The sequence below is a fragment of the Enterobacter cloacae complex sp. HYC042_NIDB genome (genome assembly GCF_056673315.1).
Genome location: NZ_CP109650.1, coordinates 4,228,167 through 4,245,768, shown reverse-complemented (window position 1 = coordinate 4,245,768; position 17,602 = coordinate 4,228,167). Strand labels below are relative to the sequence as shown.

General features: G+C 58.6%; 20 protein-coding genes. 5 read left to right on the top strand and 15 right to left on the bottom strand.

Translation table 11 applies throughout. The features are described 5' to 3' along the window. Positions 1 to 131: 131 nt before the first annotated feature. Both dnaG and rpsU read right to left on the bottom strand, forming a co-directional pair. A complete protein-coding gene (gene dnaG / locus OKF39_RS20270) occupies positions 132 to 1,877 on the bottom strand; it encodes a DNA primase (protein WP_420871081.1) in 1,746 nt (581 codons plus the stop codon). Positions 1,878 to 1,992: 115 nt separating this feature from the next. After that, positions 1,993 to 2,208, bottom strand: coding sequence for a 30S ribosomal protein S21 (rpsU, locus tag OKF39_RS20265; protein WP_001144069.1), 216 nt, complete (start codon positions 2,206 to 2,208; stop codon positions 1,993 to 1,995). 236 nt (positions 2,209 to 2,444) lie between these two features. Here rpsU and tsaD point away from each other — a divergent pair, with 236 nt between their 5' ends. Then, positions 2,445 to 3,458 carry a tRNA (adenosine(37)-N6)-threonylcarbamoyltransferase complex transferase subunit TsaD gene (tsaD, locus tag OKF39_RS20260; protein WP_028014471.1) on the top strand — a complete coding sequence of 338 codons (1,014 nt, stop codon included), beginning with the start codon at positions 2,445 to 2,447 and terminating at the stop codon, positions 3,456 to 3,458. A gap of 101 nt (positions 3,459 to 3,559) precedes the next feature. Continuing rightward, entirely contained in the window at positions 3,560 to 4,714 is a 1,155-nt protein-coding gene (locus OKF39_RS20255; protein ID WP_479983302.1) for an IS481 family transposase, read from the top strand. A gap of 80 nt (positions 4,715 to 4,794) precedes the next feature. On the opposite strand, the gene ureG is transcribed toward OKF39_RS20255, so the two are convergent. The 9 genes from ureG to OKF39_RS20210 all read right to left on the bottom strand — a co-directional run bounded on the left by ureG (position 4,795) and on the right by OKF39_RS20210 (position 11,425). Continuing rightward, positions 4,795 to 5,412 carry an urease accessory protein UreG gene (gene ureG, locus OKF39_RS20250; RefSeq protein WP_022651876.1) on the bottom strand — a complete coding sequence of 206 codons (618 nt, stop codon included), beginning with the start codon at positions 5,410 to 5,412 and terminating at the stop codon, positions 4,795 to 4,797. Between the two features lie 9 nt (positions 5,413 to 5,421). Continuing rightward, positions 5,422 to 6,096, bottom strand: coding sequence for an urease accessory protein UreF (locus OKF39_RS20245; protein WP_126344883.1), 675 nt, complete (start codon positions 6,094 to 6,096; stop codon positions 5,422 to 5,424). Beyond that, positions 6,096 to 6,635 carry a HupE/UreJ family protein gene (locus tag OKF39_RS20240; RefSeq protein ID WP_126344884.1) on the bottom strand — a complete coding sequence of 180 codons (540 nt, stop codon included), beginning with the start codon at positions 6,633 to 6,635 and terminating at the stop codon, positions 6,096 to 6,098. Before OKF39_RS20240 ends, OKF39_RS20245 begins: the two co-directional genes overlap by 1 nt. A gap of 9 nt (positions 6,636 to 6,644) precedes the next feature. After that, positions 6,645 to 7,103 carry an urease accessory protein UreE gene (gene ureE / locus OKF39_RS20235; RefSeq protein WP_048961248.1) on the bottom strand — a complete coding sequence of 153 codons (459 nt, stop codon included), beginning with the start codon at positions 7,101 to 7,103 and terminating at the stop codon, positions 6,645 to 6,647. Positions 7,104 to 7,112: 9 nt separating this feature from the next. Beyond that, a complete protein-coding gene (gene ureC, locus OKF39_RS20230) occupies positions 7,113 to 8,816 on the bottom strand; it encodes an urease subunit alpha (RefSeq protein ID WP_479983301.1) in 1,704 nt (567 codons plus the stop codon). Then, positions 8,809 to 9,123 (bottom strand): urease subunit beta, encoded by a 315-nt coding sequence (locus OKF39_RS20225; protein WP_028014465.1) that lies wholly within the window; start codon positions 9,121 to 9,123, stop codon positions 8,809 to 8,811. The genes ureC and OKF39_RS20225 overlap by 8 nt, the downstream gene beginning before the upstream one ends. 10 nt (positions 9,124 to 9,133) lie before the next feature. After that, the gene (locus OKF39_RS20220) at positions 9,134 to 9,436 is read right to left on the bottom strand and encodes an urease subunit gamma (RefSeq protein WP_041908071.1); all 303 of its coding nucleotides are present in this window, start codon (positions 9,434 to 9,436) and stop codon (positions 9,134 to 9,136) included. Between the two features lie 10 nt (positions 9,437 to 9,446). Continuing rightward, the gene (locus tag OKF39_RS20215) at positions 9,447 to 10,274 is read right to left on the bottom strand and encodes an urease accessory protein UreD (RefSeq protein ID WP_048959465.1); all 828 of its coding nucleotides are present in this window, start codon (positions 10,272 to 10,274) and stop codon (positions 9,447 to 9,449) included. Between the two features lie 137 nt (positions 10,275 to 10,411). Next, positions 10,412 to 11,425, bottom strand: coding sequence for an alpha/beta hydrolase (locus OKF39_RS20210; RefSeq protein WP_048959464.1), 1,014 nt, complete (start codon positions 11,423 to 11,425; stop codon positions 10,412 to 10,414). Positions 11,426 to 11,568: 143 nt separating this feature from the next. On the opposite strand from OKF39_RS20210, the gene OKF39_RS20205 reads away from it, so the two are divergent. Further along, entirely contained in the window at positions 11,569 to 11,991 is a 423-nt protein-coding gene (locus OKF39_RS20205) for a MarR family winged helix-turn-helix transcriptional regulator (protein WP_047367377.1), read from the top strand. Positions 11,992 to 12,032: 41 nt separating this feature from the next. Here OKF39_RS20205 and OKF39_RS20200 read toward each other — a convergent pair whose 3' ends face one another. Together OKF39_RS20200 and plsY are read right to left on the bottom strand one after the other, a co-directional pair. Continuing rightward, the gene (locus OKF39_RS20200) at positions 12,033 to 13,499 is read right to left on the bottom strand and encodes an MFS transporter (RefSeq protein WP_049138352.1); all 1,467 of its coding nucleotides are present in this window, start codon (positions 13,497 to 13,499) and stop codon (positions 12,033 to 12,035) included. A gap of 92 nt (positions 13,500 to 13,591) precedes the next feature. Then, positions 13,592 to 14,206 (bottom strand): glycerol-3-phosphate 1-O-acyltransferase PlsY, encoded by a 615-nt coding sequence (plsY, locus tag OKF39_RS20195; RefSeq protein ID WP_014833311.1) that lies wholly within the window; start codon positions 14,204 to 14,206, stop codon positions 13,592 to 13,594. A gap of 107 nt (positions 14,207 to 14,313) precedes the next feature. Here plsY and folB point away from each other — a divergent pair, with 107 nt between their 5' ends. Together folB and bacA are read left to right on the top strand one after the other, a co-directional pair. Then, positions 14,314 to 14,682, top strand: a complete 369-nt coding sequence (gene folB, locus OKF39_RS20190; protein ID WP_028014460.1) for a bifunctional dihydroneopterin aldolase/7,8-dihydroneopterin epimerase — start codon at positions 14,314 to 14,316, stop codon at positions 14,680 to 14,682. Positions 14,683 to 14,790: 108 nt separating this feature from the next. Further along, on the top strand, positions 14,791 to 15,612 hold the full coding sequence (gene bacA / locus OKF39_RS20185; RefSeq protein WP_028014459.1) for an undecaprenyl-diphosphate phosphatase: 822 nt from the start codon (positions 14,791 to 14,793) through the stop codon (positions 15,610 to 15,612). A 13-nt stretch (positions 15,613 to 15,625) separates the two neighbouring features. Here the strand turns inward: bacA and OKF39_RS20180 are convergent, their stop codons facing one another. Continuing rightward, complete coding sequence (locus OKF39_RS20180) at positions 15,626 to 16,867, bottom strand: multifunctional CCA addition/repair protein (RefSeq protein ID WP_028014458.1); 1,242 nt, start codon at positions 16,865 to 16,867, stop codon at positions 15,626 to 15,628. Positions 16,868 to 16,927: 60 nt separating this feature from the next. Continuing rightward, positions 16,928 to 17,548 carry a TIGR04211 family SH3 domain-containing protein gene (locus OKF39_RS20175; protein ID WP_028014457.1) on the bottom strand — a complete coding sequence of 207 codons (621 nt, stop codon included), beginning with the start codon at positions 17,546 to 17,548 and terminating at the stop codon, positions 16,928 to 16,930. Between the last annotated feature and the right edge of the window lie 54 nt (positions 17,549 to 17,602).

The following is a 17,602-nucleotide window of genomic DNA, read 5'->3' as shown; positions in this document are numbered from 1 at the left end:
GTTTGATTGGTGTCGGCGATGGTGCTGCCAACCTTTAAAGCGAGGGCGTACTTATATTTTTGCCGCTGCCTCTCAGTGCGGCTGCCGGGGGCTTCCCGATCGATATTCGGCACTTAAGCCGTTAAATTTTTTTATTTCTTCGCCAGTTCCTGGTTAATCATCCAGAGCTCCCGGCGTTCTTCGCTGCTTAAGCCATGGGTGCGCTCGCGAGCTATCAACTCTTCCTGGCGCAACTCAAGCATCGAATCAAACATATGGTTGAGCGAGTCGGTGAACGTTTTTTCTGCAATTTCCTTATCTGCTATATCGTCCCACATCGACAGTTTTTCAAGGGTAGCGGCCTCTTTTGTGCCGCGATAATGCTCTAAAAGTTGTCCGGTGGTCAGACCTGGCTGAGACAAACAAGTGTTGACCAGTTCTGAAAATAAGCCAAGTCCGGGCAACTTTTCGTGGTTCAAACCCGCCAGCGACGGCACTTGCGGAGCAAGTTCGGGGTTTTGCACCAGTAACCCTATCAGTATACGCATGGTTGTGCGTTTTAGCTGAGGCGCGGGGCGAACCGTGCCGTTTTCAGCCTGTTTAGGCATTAAACGTTCAAGCTGGCTGTCATCCAGGATACCGAGCTTGTTGCCTAACTCCTGACGCAGATAGATGCGCAGCGTTTCGCCGGGCACCTGGCTGATTAACGGCAGCGCCAGGGTACTGAGCTGCGCGCGCCCGTCAGGGGTACTCAAATCCACCTGCGGCATCAGGCTGTTAAACAGAAACGTGGAGAGCGGCTGTGCCTGCTCCATCCGCGCTTCGAATGCCGCTTTGCCCTCTTTACGCACCAGCGTATCCGGGTCTTCACCGTCGGGCAGGAACATAAAGCGTAGCTGACGTCCGTCGGTCATATACGGCAGCGCGGTTTCCAGCGCTCGCCAGGCGGCGTCGCGTCCGGCTCGGTCACCGTCGTAACAGCAGATGACGTTGTTGGTCACCCTGAACAGCAGTTGAATATGATCGGCAGTGGTGGACGTACCTAACGACGCAACCGCGTAGTTAATGTCGTACTGCGCCAGCGCAACGACGTCCATATAGCCTTCGACGACCAACAGACGCGGAGGTTCCGCATTGTCCTGCTGCGCCTCATAAAGACCGTACAACTGGCGGCCCTTATGGAAAATATCGGTTTCCGGAGAGTTGAGGTATTTCGGCAGGGCATCACCCAGCACGCGACCACCAAAACCAATTACCCGGCCACGCTTGTCGCGGATCGGGAACATCACCCGTTCACGGAAGCGGTCGTAGCTTCGTCCCTGGTCGTTAGTGACCAACATGCCTGCGTCGATGAGGGATTTACGATCTTCGCCATTGCCGCCAAAACGCTTTAACACGTTGTCCCAGCCGGGCGGGGCGTAACCAATAGCGAAACGCGCAATCACATCGTCGCTCAGTCCGCGCTTGTTCAGATACTGACGCGCAGGCTCAGCCGCAGAGTGCTTAAGAGACTGTTGGTAAAACGAATTCAGGCCATCCATCAGTTGATACAGCGTTTGCCGCTGATGGCGCTCGATCTGACTTGGCCCACTGCCTGCTTCATACGGCACTTCAAGATTATGCATCGCCGCCAGTTCTTCGACGGTTTCAACGAACTCGAGCTTGTCGTAGTTCATTAAAAAATCGACGGCATTACCGTGTGCGCCACAGCCGAAGCAATGGTAAAACTGCTTTTCACCGTTTACGGTGAAGGAGGGGGTTTTTTCGTTATGGAACGGACAGCACGCATGGTAGTTCTTGCCCTGCTTTTTCAGCTTTACCCGCGCGTCGATGAGATCGACGATGTCGGTTCTGGCGAGCAGGTCATTGATGAAAACGCGTGGGATTCTTCCGGCCATATGCCCCAAAAATTTAAGCGACTTATAAACGAAAACAAGCCGCGCATTCCTTCCGGAAGCACGGCCTTACGACTACTACTCTGTCTGTCAATTGAGGGCGTTGGCCCTCAACAGATTAGTACAGACGAGTACGGCGTGCGTTTTCGCGAGCCAGTTTCTTCGCGTGACGTTTCACAGCGGAAGCTTTAGCGCGCTTACGTTCGGTCGTTGGTTTTTCATAAAACTCACGACGACGAACTTCAGCCAGAACACCTGCTTTCTCGCATGAACGTTTGAAGCGACGCAGTGCTACGTCGAACGGCTCGTTTTCACGTACTTTAATTACCGGCATGTAACTCTCACCTTTAATAAATTCGGTTTGCCGCTGGCATCAACGCCAGCTTATTTCAAAATGGTGCGGAATTTTACTGCAAATGCTGCTGCTTTGTAAAGCACCGATGCGATTTTGAAAGGGACTTTAATAAGGGTGAGGAGTATACACGAGCCTTCTTCCTGGGGCGAACAAAGTTTTACATCAACCCGCCCAGGCTCTACACTGCGCGGTATTGAAACGAGGTAAAACAAGTCATGCGTGTACTGGGTATTGAAACATCCTGCGATGAAACCGGCATCGCCATTTACGACGACGAAAAAGGGCTTCTGGCCAACCAGCTGTATAGTCAGGTGAAATTGCACGCTGACTACGGCGGCGTCGTACCTGAACTGGCCTCTCGTGACCACGTGCGTAAAACGGTTCCCCTGATTCAGGCGGCGCTGAAAGAGGCCGGATTAAGCTCAACCGATATTGACGCCGTAGCCTATACCGCAGGGCCGGGTCTGGTCGGTGCGCTGCTGGTCGGCGCAACGGTAGGGCGTTCGCTGGCCTTCGCGTGGGACGTTCCCGCCATTCCGGTTCACCACATGGAAGGGCATCTTCTGGCGCCGATGCTGGAAGAGAATCCGCCCGAATTCCCGTTCGTGGCGCTGCTGGTCTCCGGTGGGCATACCCAGCTGATTAGCGTAACGGGTATTGGCAAGTACGAGCTGCTGGGCGAGTCGATCGACGACGCCGCCGGCGAAGCGTTCGATAAAACCGCCAAGCTGCTGGGCCTGGATTACCCAGGCGGCCCGATGCTCTCTAAAATGGCGTCGCAGGGAACGGAAGGGCGCTTTGTTTTCCCGCGCCCGATGACCGACCGTCCGGGGCTGGACTTCAGCTTCTCCGGGCTGAAAACCTTCGCGGCCAACACGATCCGCAATAACGACGACAGCGACCAGACCCGCGCCGATATCGCCCGCGCGTTTGAAGACGCGGTGGTGGATACGCTGATGATCAAGTGCAAGCGCGCGCTGGATCAGACCGGGTTTAAGCGTCTGGTGATGGCGGGCGGCGTCAGCGCCAACCGCACGCTGCGCGCGAAGCTTGCGGAGATGATGCAAAAGCGTCGCGGGGAAGTGTTCTATGCGCGTCCGGAATTCTGTACCGATAACGGGGCGATGATCGCTTACGCCGGGATGGTGCGCCTGAATGCGGGGGCAACGTCCGACCTGAGCGTGTCCGTGCGTCCGCGCTGGCCGCTGGCGGAACTGCCTGAGGCGTAACCCCCTCACCCTAACCCTCTCCCCTGTACGGTCCGGGGACATAGTGAACACTTGTTCGGGGACATGGTAGACACTTACAACTGAGGCATAAGAACCCGTTTATGGAGTCGCTTACGCCCTGGGATGCGAGAGATACCATGTCATTACGTACCGAGTTTGTGCTGTTCGCCTCGCAGGACGGGGCGAACATCCGTTTCCTCTGCCGTCAGTTCGGCATTTCTCCTGCCACCGGCTACAAGTGGCTTCAGCGCTGGGCTGAGGAAGGTGCCTCCGGTCTTCAGGACCGCTCCCGCGCACCTCATCATTCCCCGAACCGCTCATCTGACGACATCACGGCCCTGCTGCGCATGGCGCATGACCGTCATCAACGCTGGGGCGCCCGCAAGATTAAGCGCTGGCTTGAAGACCAGGGGCACCGTATGCCCGCCTTCAGCACCGTCCATAATCTGATGGCCCGTCACGGTCTGCTGCCGGGCGCATCACCGGGCGTTCCGGCTACGGAACGCTTCGAACATGACGCGCCGAACCGGCTCTGGCAGATGGATTTTAAGGGCCACTTTCCCTTTGGCGGTGGCCGCTGCCATCCGCTCACCCTGCTGGACGACCACTCCCGTTTTTCCCTGTGCCTGGCGCACTGTACCGATGAACGGCGCGAGACCGTGCAGCAGCAGCTGGTCAGCGCGTTTGAACGCTACGGCCTGCCGGACAGGATGACGATGGACAACGGCTCACCGTGGGGCGACACCACCGGCACCTGGACGGCGCTGGAGCTGTGGCTGATGCGCCACGGTATCCGGGTGGGGCACTCCCGGCCTTATCATCCGCAGACGCAGGGCAAGCTGGAGCGTTTTCACCGCAGCCTGAAGGCGGAAGTGCTGCAGGGAAAATGGTTCGCGGACAGCGGAGAGCTGCAGCGCGCTTTCGATCACTGGCGCACGGTGTACAACCTTGAACGCCCGCACGAGGCGCTGGATATGGCGGTACCGGCCTCGCGGTATCAGCCGTCAGCGCGGCAGTACAGCGGCAGCGTAACGCCACCTGAATACGATGAAGGGGTGAAGGTCAGGAAAGTGGATGTCAGCGGAAAGCTGAGCATACAGGGTGTCAGTCTGAGCGCAGGCAAGGCGTTCAGGGGAGAACGGGTCGGGCTGAGGGAGACACAGGATGACGGCTGCTATGAAGTGTGGTGGTACAGCACGAAAGTGGGGGTGATCGACCTGAAGAAAAAGTCGATCACCATGGGTAAAGGATGTTAAAAAGTGTTCACCATGTCCCCGAACACCTGTCTACCATGTCCCCGGACTGTACACCCCACAGGGGAGAGGGAAATTTACGACTACACCCGCAGCATCCCTTTCTCTTCCAGAAACGCAATAATCGTCCCCAGACCGTCACCCGCCTTCAGGTTGGTAAAGGTCCACGGGCGCTCGCCGCGCATGCGGTTGGTATCACGCTCCATCACCTCCAGCGACGCACCGACGTACGGCGCGAGGTCGGTTTTGTTGATCACCAGAAAATCGGATTTGGTGATCCCCGGTCCGCCCTTGCGCGGGATTTTTTCCCCTTCGGCCACGTCGATCACGTAAATAGTCAGGTCCGCCAGCTCCGGGCTGAAGGTCGCGCTCAGGTTGTCGCCGCCGCTTTCAACGAAGATCAGATCCAGATTACCGAACTTCTCGCTGAGTGCTTCTACCGCCGCGAGGTTCATTGAGGCATCTTCGCGGATGGCGGTATGCGGGCAGCCGCCCGTCTCCACGCCCACGATGCGCTCCGGCTCAAGCGCGCCCGCCTCGGTGAGGATGCGCTGATCCTCTTTGGTGTAGATATCATTGGTCACCACCGCCAGATGGTACGTGTCGCGCATCGCCTTGCAGAGCGCTTCCAGCAGGGCGGTTTTGCCCGAGCCTACCGGGCCGCCCACGCCAACGCGCAGGGGATGTTTGTAATCAGCCATGTTGACTCCTCAGGAACGGAATAGTCGTGAATATTGTGTTTCGTGGCGCGCGGAGGCGATAGCCGACAGTGGCGTAGCTGCCCCCAGCGCGTCGTCGCCACGTAAAAATGCCTGTTCAAACCCGGCGGCAAAATGGTCGCTCAGCTCGATAATCAGCTGCTGCGCCGCCTGCTGTCCGAAGGGGACGAGCTTGACGCCCGCCATCACCGCGCTCTCTATCCAGCTGTAGCCGAGGCTCAGCGCCAGCTCGCGCGCGCCAATGCCCCAGCGCACGCCGAGCCACGCCATGCCGCAGAGCTGGCTCTGCGCAAACAGCGGCAGCCACTCTGCCGGGCAGTTCGGCTCCCAGCTTTTAATCAGGCGCGTAAAGGCCGCACCACGGTTGCGCTCCTCTTCGCGCAGCTCGCGCGTTTCCCGGCAGGCGAGCAGATATGTCGTCCAGCGTTTTGCTGCCGCGACGTCCTGCTGTTCGCAGGCCCGGAACAGCCGGATAAACATCGGCAGATCGACGCAGAAAAAGCTCTGCTCCATCTGCTGGATCTGCCAGCGTCTGAAGGCGTCGGTGCTCGTAACCCAGCCCGCCTCTACGGCCCACTCCAGCCCCTGCGACCAGGTAAACGATCCGACCGGCAGGCTACTGCTGGAGAGCTGCATCAGGCGCAGCCGCTGGCGGGCATGCTCCATCAGCTCATCAGCGCCAGAAGGGCGGAGATGATCAGCCCGCCGCCGAAGGTTTTACGCAGCCCGTCGTGGCGGCGCAGCAGCAAGCCTGCGGCGAAACTGGCGCACAGCACCGTCGCGCTGGCCAGCATAAAACCGCTGGTGAACAGCCAGAAGCTGTGGCCGGACATCTCCACGCCGTGCGCCCAGCCGTGGAACATCGCCAGGGCAGGTACCGCCAGCAGCAGGCGGTTTTCAGTTTTAAACATCATCACCCCGCAGACCGCCAGCGAGGCGATAATCAGCATCTCCATGCCGCTAAAGCCGCCGAGCAGGCTGCCCGCAACGGCGCCGACAAGCATCATGCCGAGGGTGGCAAACGGCAGCAGGAGCTTGCGGCCGCTCAGGGCAGATAGCACGCCAGCCCCGGTCAGCATCAGCAGGTGATCCAGCCCGGTCAGCGGATGGAAAAACCCGGCCTGAAAGCTGTCGGCGCCGTGGCCGGGATGCGCGAGCGCGGGAACGGAAAAAGCCAGCAGTAATAGCGGTAAATACTTGCGCATGATTGATCCTTAATGTGAATGAGCGTGAGAGTGACTGTGGGCATCGCTGGCATACGCGCCCGCTTCCGGTTCAAACGGCAGGCTGGCGTAGGTCACGTCCAGCCCGAACTGGCGCAGCATGTCGTCGAGAACGTGATCGTGGTGATAGCGCAGCTCGCCGGGCATGACCTGCAGCGGCACGTGGCGGTTGCCCAGGTGGTAACAGGCGCGGGCGAGCAGGAACGGATCGGCGCAGCGCACCACGGAAACCGACTCCGGGGCAGCGATCACTTCGATCACTTCGCTGCCGTCGTCGGTGGTCAACAGGTCGCCCCCACGCAGCAGCAGGCCGCGCGGCAGCATCAGTCCGGCTTCGCGCCCGTCGTTAAGCGCCACGCGGGCGCGGCTTTTCACCCGCACGTCAATCGGCAGCGTGACGCTGGCGGTAGTCGGATGCGCGTGGTCCAGACGTTGGGTCAAATAGATCATCTTCACTCCTCAAAACAGGAAATAGCGTTGCGCCATCGGCAGAACGTCAGCCGGTTCGCTGGTAATCAGTTCACCGTCGACGCGCACCTCGTAGGTTTGCGAGTCAACGGTGATATTCGGCTGCAGGGCGTTATGGATCATGTCCGCCTTTTTCACCGTCCGGCAGCCTTTTACCACCGCCGTGGCGCTCTGCAGGCTGAGCTGCTGCGGGATGCCGTTCGCGTGGGCCGCCTGAGAAACAAACGTCAGCCGCGTGGCGTGGCGTGCGGCGCCCAGCGCGCCAAACATCGGGCGGTAATGCACCGGCTGCGGCGTGGGGATCGAGGCGTTGATGTCGCCCATCGGCGCGCAGGCGATCATCCCGCCTTTGACGATGGTGGCCGGTTTTACGCCAAAGAAGGCGGGGGACCAGACCACCAGATCCGCCAGCTTGCCCGCCTCAATCGAGCCCACTTCATGGGCGATGCCGTGGGTCAGCGCCGGGTTGATGGTGTATTTGGCGACATAGCGCTTCACCCGGAAGTTGTCGTTACCGCCCACTTCTTCCGGCAGCGCGCCGCGCTGGACCTTCATGCGGTGCGCCACCTGCCAGGTGCGGATAATCACTTCCCCGACGCGGCCCATGGCCTGCGAATCTGACGAGGTGAGCGAGAACGCGCCGATATCGTGCAGCACGTCTTCCGCAGCGATGGTCTCCCGGCGAATGCGGGATTCGGCAAACGCCACGTCCTCGGCGATATCCGGGTCAAGGTGATGGCAAACCATCAGCATGTCGAGGTGCTCGTCGATGGTGTTCACCGTGTAGGGCAAGGTCGGGTTGGTGGAAGAGGGCAGAATATTCGGGTGCGCGCAGGCGGTGATGATATCCGGCGCGTGGCCGCCGCCCGCGCCTTCGGTGTGGAAGGTGTGGATCGTGCGCCCGCCGATGGCCGCCAGCGTGTCTTCGACAAACCCGGACTCGTTCAGCGTGTCGCTGTGCAGCGCCACCTGAATATCCATCTCTTCGGCCACCTCCAGCGAGCAGTTGATCGCCGCGGGCGTCGCGCCCCAGTCTTCGTGGATCTTCAGCCCGATGGCGCCGGCGGCGATCTGCTCGCGCAGGGCATCCGGGTTGGAGCCGTTACCCTTGCCGAGCAGGCCAATATTCACCGGCAGCGTATCGGCGGCCTGCAGCATGCGGGCGATATACCACGGCCCCGGCGTGCAGGTGGTGGCGTTGGTGCCCGCCGCCGGTCCGGTGCCGCCGCCAATCATGGTGGTGACGCCGGAGACCAGCGCCTCTTCCGCCTGCTGCGGGCAGATCCAGTGGATGTGGGTGTCGATCCCGCCGGCGGTGACGATCTTCCCCTCGGCGGCAATCACTTCCGTCGCAGCGCCGATCGGGATCGTCACGCCGGGCTGAATGTCCGGGTTCCCGGCTTTGCCGACGGCGAAGATCCGCCCGTTCTTCACACCGATATCGGCCTTCACGATCCCCCAGTGGTCGACGATCAGCGCGTTGGTGAGAACCAGATCCACGCAGCCGTCAGCGGTCATCTGCCCCTGACCCATGCCGTCGCGGATCACCTTCCCGCCGCCGAACTTGACCTCTTCGCCGTAGACCGTGAGATCGTCTTCCACTTCGATCCACAACTCGCTGTCCGCCAGCCGCACCTTATCCCCGGTGGTGGGGCCGAACATGTCGGCATACGCCTGACGTGAAATTTCAGCCATGTTTCACCTCGCCCATGACCTCGCCGCGAAAGCCAAAAATGCGCTGCGCGCCCGTCACCTGCACCAGCGTCACCTCTCGCTTCTGGCCTGGCTCGAAGCGCACGGCGGTGCCCGCCGGAATGTTCAGCCGGTAGCCCCTGGTGGCTTCGCGATCAAACTTCAGCGCCGGGTTGACCTCGTAAAAGTGATAGTGCGATCCCACCTGGATCGGCCTGTCGCCGTGGTTTTCAACAACAACACTTTGGGCTTCACGCCCGACGTTGATCGCAATAGTGCCGGGCTGAATCTGGTATTCACCTGGGATCATCACGTGCTCCTTACACGATCGGGTTGTGGACGGTGACGAGCTTGGAGCCGTCCGGGAAGGTGGCTTCCACCTGAATATCCGGGATCATCTCCGGCACGCCCTCCATCACCTGATCGCGCGTCAGGACGTGGCGGCCCGCCTCCATCAGCGCGGCGACGGTTTCGCCATCGCGCGCGCCTTCCATGATGAAGGCGCTGATCAGCGCGACCGATTCCGGGTAGTTGAGCTTTACCCCGCGCGCAAGGCGGCGTTCGGCAACCAGCGCGGCGGTAAACAGCAACAGCTTGTCTTTTTCTCTGGGGGTCAGTTCCATAACGTTTCTCTTATGTCTGCCAGATGCGCGGCGAACAGGCGGTTTTGGTAGTGAGAAGCGGGCGAAGCGACTGCCAGATGTCGCGCATCGCCCGCTGGCAAATCAGGTTGTCGTGGGAGAGAAAACGCACCGACAGCAGATCGTCGGTGAGCGTTGCCCCCGCAAAATGGCCCAGAGGCGCGAGCAGCGCGCGCACCGTGTCGAGATGTTCTTCCCGGGCCGGATAGAACAGCAGGGTGCCGATCCATGGGTGTCCGGCAACGGGCGTGAGATCGCCGTCGCCGAGGTGCTGGCGCTCTATCAGGCGCGGTTCGTCATCCACCCACACCTCAAGGCGGCTCTCCAGCGTGCCGTGGCTGAAGGTCTCACCGATTACCGGGCGGCCCAGGCAGTACAGCTCCCACGCCAGCAGCGTGCTGGAGGCCTTAAGGTGGAAGACGGAACGCAGCGCGGCGTTCGCGCCGGGAAAGATAATGGTGTCCTGCGGCAGCCACTCCAGCGTGGCGTTTTCATCAAGATAAAAGTGCTGGCTCAGACGCGCCTGCGGGCCGCTGCTGCGGTAGAACTTGCTGGCGCCGGGCATGGTGATAAGCGCGTGGCTTTTGGCATCGAGCCGAACGGAAATATCCAGCGTATCGCCGCCCACGACGCCGCCGGGCGGGTGCAGCAGATAGAGGTGGCAGGTTTTTCCTTCGGGGTAAAACGGACGTTGTACGGTGAGCGGCCCGACGTGTCGAGCGGAACGCAGGAGGGTTTTCTCAGGGGCGTGACAAAACTGCAGGGCAAGCGACGCCTGCCAGCCTTTATACGTATTATCAGTGACCTGAGCTGCTAACATGCTGCTTCCATCTGCGCATCATCGGGGTCGTTTCAGTATGCCCTGGCGGAAATGAAGGCTGTCATATGAGTCGCTTATGGATAGGGGAAATTAAAAAGCACGGCCCGGGGCCGTGCTCTGTGTGAAGCATGACGATCCTATTTCAGGTGGTCATGCAATGCTGCACCTGCCTGCTCAAGGGCGACTTTAACCGTTGGCTCCTGGCTCAGCGGGTTAAGCAGGCCGTAATCGTGGATCATGCCGTTATAGCGCGTGACGGTCACCGGGACGCCAGCCGCATCCAGTTTACGCCCGAATGCTTCACCTTCATCCCGCAGAACGTCCAGCTCAGCTGTCTGAATCAGCGTCTCCGGGAAGCCTTTCAACTGTGCAGCGCTGGCGCGAAGCGGAGAGGCAAGGATATTGTTACGATCGGCAGCGCTGGTGGTGTAGTTATCCCAGAACCATTTCATCATGTTTTTTGACAGGAAGTAGCCATTTTCGAACTGGTGATAGGAAGCCGTATCAAAACTGGCGTCCGTCACTGGCCAGAGCATCACGTTGTAGCGAATTTTTGGCCCATTAAACTGTTTGGCCTGTAACGCCACTGAAGCCACCATGTTGCCGCCCACGCTGTTACCAACCAGGCCCAGACGGCTGCCGTCCACGCCAATTTCATGGCCGTGCTCGGCTACCCATTTTGTCGCTTCATAGGCCTGATTGATTGCCACCGGGAAATGGGCTTCAGGTGACGGTGTGTAATCAACGTAAACCGCTGCGGCGCCTGATGCACGAACCAGATCGCGGATTAAACGTTCGTGGGTTGGAAAATCACCCAGCACCCAACCGCCACCGTGGAAGAACATAAATACCGGGAGCGTACCGGCAGCATGTTCAGGCTTCACAATTTTAAGGGCGATCGTCTGGCCATTGACCTGGATCGTTTTTTCAGTCACCTGAGCGGGCGGCAATTTTGCTCCTTGCTGTGCGCCGATCAGTACCTGGCGGGCCTCCTGCGGGGTCATCTGTTCCATCGGTTTCCCTTTGCCAGCATTCAGGACATCAAGAAATGCCTGTACGCCTGCGGTCGGGGCTGGAGTATTGGTGGTTTGAGCGGATGCCGCGGCTGACGCGAAGACGGAAGAAATCAGGATGGCGGTTAATGTTTTCATGGTGGTACCCCTTTTAACGTATTTGATTGGATAACTAAATAGTGCGCTACTTAGTTGTTGGTGTAATACTTGCGCGCAAGATACTTTTAGTCAAACATTATTTATAATTTTTTTTAGACAACAGATTCAGGGTTGATAGAAAAATGAAAGAAAACAAAACACTAGATGATTTATTGTGCTTCTCGCTGTACTCGGTCACCAATGCGTTCGTGCGCCAGTATCGCCCCCTGCTGCAGGAGATGGATCTGACCTATCCGCAATTTGTTGTTTTGATGGCGCTTTATGAGAAAGACAACATCCCGCTTCGCGATCTCAGCGATAAAACCTATTTTGATTCAGGCACATTGACCCCGCTGGTCCAGAAGCTTGAGGCAAAAGGTTTTCTCAACCGTATCGCGGTTGTGGGGGATGAAAGGATGAAAAATGTCGTATTGACCGATAAAGCGAAAGAACTGAAAAAGCAGGTGATGGCGCTGCCGGACCAGATTCGATGCAGCATGCGGATGAATGATGATGAGCTGGAAATGCTAAAAAAACTCTCCCGAACGCTGCTGGAAGATTTGTAAGCGCACTTCGGTGGGGGGGAACCCACCGAAGCGATGTGTCGTTACCGGTAGTCCTCCGCATCCACATCATACCCGGACGGCTCCCAGCGGATCGCCAGCAATGACGCCAGACCGATAAACGGCGCCAGCGCAATCACCCAGAACACGGCGGTGTCGAGAGATGCGACCAGCAGCGGGAACAGGAACAGCGACAGCGTGGAGCTGCTGCGCATCAGCGTCTGGTTGAGACCCACGCCCACGCCGCGCAGCGAGGTCGGGTAGCTCAGCGAGGCGAACGTCATGGTATGCGCGCCCGGGCCAAATCCCTGGCCGAACAGGAAAAGCGCCAGCATCGCCACGGCAAGCCCCCCTTCAGAGGCACCGTCCGGTCGACCAATCAGCGCCAGCCCCAGCAGCGCCACAAGCTGACAGGCGTAACCCGCCAGCGACATCCGCCACGCGCCGAAGCGCGGCACGTAGCGCACCGCCAGTAATCCGCCGATAAACGCAAAAAGCAGGTTCAGCGCCAGCGAGATCACAATAGTGGTCAGCATAGACTGCACGAAGAAGCTTGAAATAATCACCGGCAGGCCAAAGGCCACGGCGTTATAGGCGAACGAGGAGACGACGGACAGCAGCGTGGCGAGCGTGGTACGCCGAAGATAGATGCCGCGGAACAGGTTCAGATAGTTCGACCATTTGGCTTTATTCACGACAGGCGCAGGCTGGGTGAGCGCATCCTGCGGGACGTGAGCGTTAATATTGTACGACTGCCGCAAAATGGACGCCGCCTCTTTCAGGTTGCCCTGATTCGCCGCCCAGACCGGCGATTCGCTCATATAGCGGCTGCGGATGGCGATAATCACCAGCGCGGGTACTGCACCAAAGCCGAGAATCAAACGCCAGAGCCAGTCGCTGTGGCTTTCCGGCAGCACGGCATAGAAAAAGAGAACCAGAAGGTAAGAGATGCTGATCGCCGCATACCAGGTAGGGCACCACATCGCGACGCTGGAGGCCTTATTGCCCGGCCCTTTCAGCCTGGCAAACTCGCTCAGGAACGCCATCGCCACGGGAAGGTCAATCCCCACGCCAAGGCCCATCACAAAGCGCGCGCCCGCCAGCACATATTCATTCGGGGCCAGCGCGCAGGCGATAGCGGCGACGACAAAGAATACCATGTCGGCCATAAAGACGCGGTAGCGCCCGATTTTATCCGTGAGGTAACCGCCGAGCAGCGCCCCGACAATGGCACCAAAGGTAATCGCCGAGGCCACCATGCCGGTACCGGCGGGCGTCAGGTTAAATTCGCGGGTAATGTCTTTAATGCCGAACGCCAGTGCACCCAGATCGTAGGCATCGAGGAAAATTCCCCCGAGCGCGATACCGACCACGATGCGGGCATTTGCCCGGCCCTGTGAGCCGTCATTAACGAGACGTGAAACGTCCGATGCACTGCGCACCCACTGAATGTCGCCATCAGGGGGAATTCCTGCCGTTGAAAGGGGAGTTGTGTCTGTGATTTCTGCCATTTTCTTTTTGTGTGGTTGTGTTGTGTCTCTAACAGTTACCACAGGCAGAAGGTGACAAAAATCACATTTGGTTATAAGGCATAACTAACCGCCTACTCGGGATCTTTTTTCTTTCGCTTGAGCTTCGTCCAGATCTTCGTTTCCTGGCGTCGCCACAGGCGCTGGATATTGTCGTGATGACGCAGCAGGATCAGGCAGGAGAGCATCGATACCGGGAAGGTGAATTGGGGTTTAAACCACCAGACGTAAAACGGGGCGATCAGCGCGCTGACGATGGCACCCAGCGACGAATAGCCGCTCAGCAGAATGGTCAGCAGCCAGGTCCCGGCCATGACGCCGGTTAAGTCCCATCCGATGGGCGCGATGGCACCAAAGGCGGTCGCCACCCCTTTGCCGCCTTTAAAGCCGAAGAATACGGGCCAGATATGGCCGACGCAGGCGGCGATGGCGATGAGCCCCAGCCAGAATGGCGTGACGCCCAGCGCATACGCGCCCCAGACGGGTAGCATCCCCTTCAGAACATCAAAAATCAAAACCGCTACGGCTGCTCCCTTGCCGCCAATTCGAAGCACGTTGGTCGCTCCCGGATTCCCGGAACCACTTTCACGCGGGTCAGGTAACCCGGCAATGCGGCAGACCAGAATGGCGCTGGAGATTGAGCCGCAAAGATAGGCGAGGAGGATCATTCCAGGCGCGATTGCACTCATAACGCTGTTCCGTTTTGAAAATGTATCTGTATTCTCAGCATCTGTGGATAATACGCATAATTCGCCGGAAGTGGTATCCGGTTTAGCCAAAAAGCAGGCAGGTCGTGATGGATATTGTATTTATAGAGCAACTTTCGGTAATCACCACAATTGGTGTTTACGACTGGGAACAGACCATCGAGCAGAAACTGGTGTTCGATATCGAAATGGGATGGGATAACCGCAAATCGGCAAAAAGCGATGACGTGAATGACTGTCTGAGCTATGCCGACATCAGCGAAGCGGTGATCGGCCACGTGGAAGGACAGCGTTTTGCGCTGGTGGAACGGGTGGCGGAAGAGGTGGCGGATCTGCTGCTGACCAAATTCAACTCACCGTGGGTACGCATTAAGCTGAGCAAGCCGGGGGCTGTGGCGCGCGCCGCCAACGTGGGCGTCATCATTGAGCGTGGCACAAATCTGAAAGGAAAGATTTAACGTCATAATTGCTAAACCATTTTAGGTTATATCGGTCTTAAGGCTGTATCTTTCACGGTAGCCGTTAGGGGCGACCGTTTTTTTATATCTTTTTTTAGGGGTTTATAGATGAGCGATATGCACTCGCTGCTGGTGGCGGCAATTCTGGGTGTGGTCGAAGGATTGACGGAGTTTTTGCCGGTTTCCAGTACGGGCCATATGATTATCGTTGGCCATCTGCTGGGCTTCGAAGGCGATACCGCAAAGACGTTTGAGGTGGTAATTCAGCTGGGCTCGATTCTGGCGGTGGTGGTGATGTTCTGGCGTCGCCTGTTTGGCCTGATCGGCATCCACTTTGGCCGTCTGCCGCAGCGTGAAGGAGAGGGGAAAGGCCGCCTGACGCTGATTCACATCCTGCTCGGGATGATCCCGGCGGTGGTATTGGGGCTGGTATTCCACGACACCATTAAATCGCTGTTTAACCCGATTAACGTCATGTACGCGCTGGTGGTGGGCGGTTTCCTGCTGATTGCCGCGGAAGTGCTGAAGCCAAAAGTCCCGCGTGCGGAAGGCCTGGACGATATGACCTATCGTCAGGCGTTTATCATTGGCTGCTTCCAGTGTCTGGCGCTGTGGCCGGGCTTCTCCCGTTCAGGTGCGACCATTTCAGGCGGGATGCTGATGGGCGTGAGCCGCTATGCGGCGTCCGAGTTCTCGTTCCTGCTGGCGGTGCCGATGATGATGGGCGCCACCGCGCTGGACCTTTACAAAAGCATTGGCTTCCTGACCACAGGCGATATTCCGATGTTTGCCGTGGGCTTTATCACCGCCTTTATCGTGGCGCTGATTGCCATCAAAACCTTCCTGCAGCTGATTAAGCGTATCTCGTTTATTCCGTTCGCGATCTACCGCTTTATCGTCGCGGCTGCGGTGTACGTGGTCTTCTTCTGATAACCGATTGCCCTCACTCTTTCGGCTGAGGGCAACGCTTTTCCTTCCACGCGGTAACCGCGTCAATCCGCCGTTTGGTTAGCTCCTCGCGAATCTCCGGGCCTTTAAATCCTGCCTCAACCACGTCTTTCGTTGGCACCGCTTTTGCGACTTCCCACGCTTCGCGCAGCAAACGCCCCTGGGGATAATCGGACGCTTCAAACCCGGTGCGACCGCGCACGTCCGCTTCGCTGGTGAGCGCAATCTGCTCCACGCGCTGCGGCTTGCGCCAGGCGTCGATATTATCGAACAGCTTCACGATGGTGGCGGGCTTCAGGATCGGGAAGGTATGGATCAGGTCGTGGAACTCGGCGACCAGCTTTGCCAGATCGCGGATGTCATTCGGCACGCGCAGACGCTGGCAGAGCCCGTCAACCAGCTTTACCCCCGCCGGACCGTGCCCGTGATGGCGCGGCCAGAACTCTTTCGGCGTTAAGCCTTTTCCGAGATCGTGGCACAGGGTGGAAAAACGTACGTCCACCTCAGGGCTGAGCATGGCGGCCATGCTCAGCGTCATCAGCGTGTGCACGCCGGTATCAATTTCGGGATGCCATTTCGCCGGTGCGGGCACGCCAAACAGCGCGTCGATTTCCGGGAACAGCACCTTCAGCGCGCCGCAGTCGCGCAGAACCTGGAAAAAGACCTGCGGGTTGCGGGTGGTGAGGGCATTTTCCGTCTCTTTCCAGACGCGCTCCGGCGTCAGGTGTTCCAGCTCGCCCGCCTCGGTCATGGCCGTCATCAACGCCATCGTCTCATCCGCAATACGGAAGCTCAGATGCGCGTAACGCGCGGCAAAACGCGCCACGCGCAGCACGCGGAGCGGATCTTCAGAAAATGCCGGAGAGACGTGACGCAAAAGACGATCGCGCAGGTCGTCCTGCCCGCCGTAGGCGTCGATGATATGGCCGTTTTCGTCCTGGGCCAGGGCGTTAATGGTGAGATCGCGGCGCAGCAGATCCTGCTCCAGCGTCACATCCGGCGCGGCGTAGCAGGTGAAGCCGGTATAACCGGAACCGGATTTCCGTTCGGTACGCGCCAGGGCGTACTCTTCCCGGCTTTTCGGATGCAGGAACACGGGAAAATCGCGGCCTACCTGCTGGTAGCCCGCGTCGAGCATCTCTTCCGGGGTGGCGCCCACCACCACCCAGTCTTTATCTTTGACCGGCAGACCTAACAACGCATCACGTACCGCACCACCGACCAGATAACTCTTCACGCCCAACTCTCCCGTTTTCTCTTTTCCAGAATGATACGTAAGTCTGGCAGAGAAGACGAATTAGTTCATCCAGCGATCTTTACGCTTACGGCTTGGGATCAGATGTGGCAGAACCAGACCCAGCACCAGACCGACGCCCAGCACGCCGCCGCCATACATAAACCACTGCATGATAATGGTGCGCTGTTTGTCATCAAGCTGCAGGTTCGCGGCGTTCACTTTTTTCTGCGCGACGATCAGCTCGTTTTTGAGCTTTTGATTCTCTTCTTTCAGACCGTTGATCACGCCGTCACTCTGCGCCACTTTCTGCTGCATCTCGGCGGTGCGCTGGTTCCAGGTTCCGTCGATGTTGTTCAGCTTGTCGGTCAGGGTCTTCACCTGATTTTCCAGATCCGGCACGCGGGTGCGCAGGCTTGGCACGGTGCTCAGCTCTTTCATTGGGATCCAGGAGGTACGGCCGGAACTGTCGCGAACCTGACCGTAATTGGTCTCCGCGTTGGTCTGCAACAGGGTGACTTCCTCGCCGGCATTCACCGTGCCCACGAGGCGATAATTGTCTCCGGGGCCACTGCGCACCCAGGTGTTAAGTTCGTCAGAAACGTAACGCTTCTCTTCAGCGTGCACTGCGGTTGCGGCGCTAAAAGCGAGTAAAGTAAGTCCAATCAGGCGTAATTTAAGCATCATTAGTCGTTATTTTCATAAAAAGTGGAACGATAGTAGTGGCAACAGTGTCTC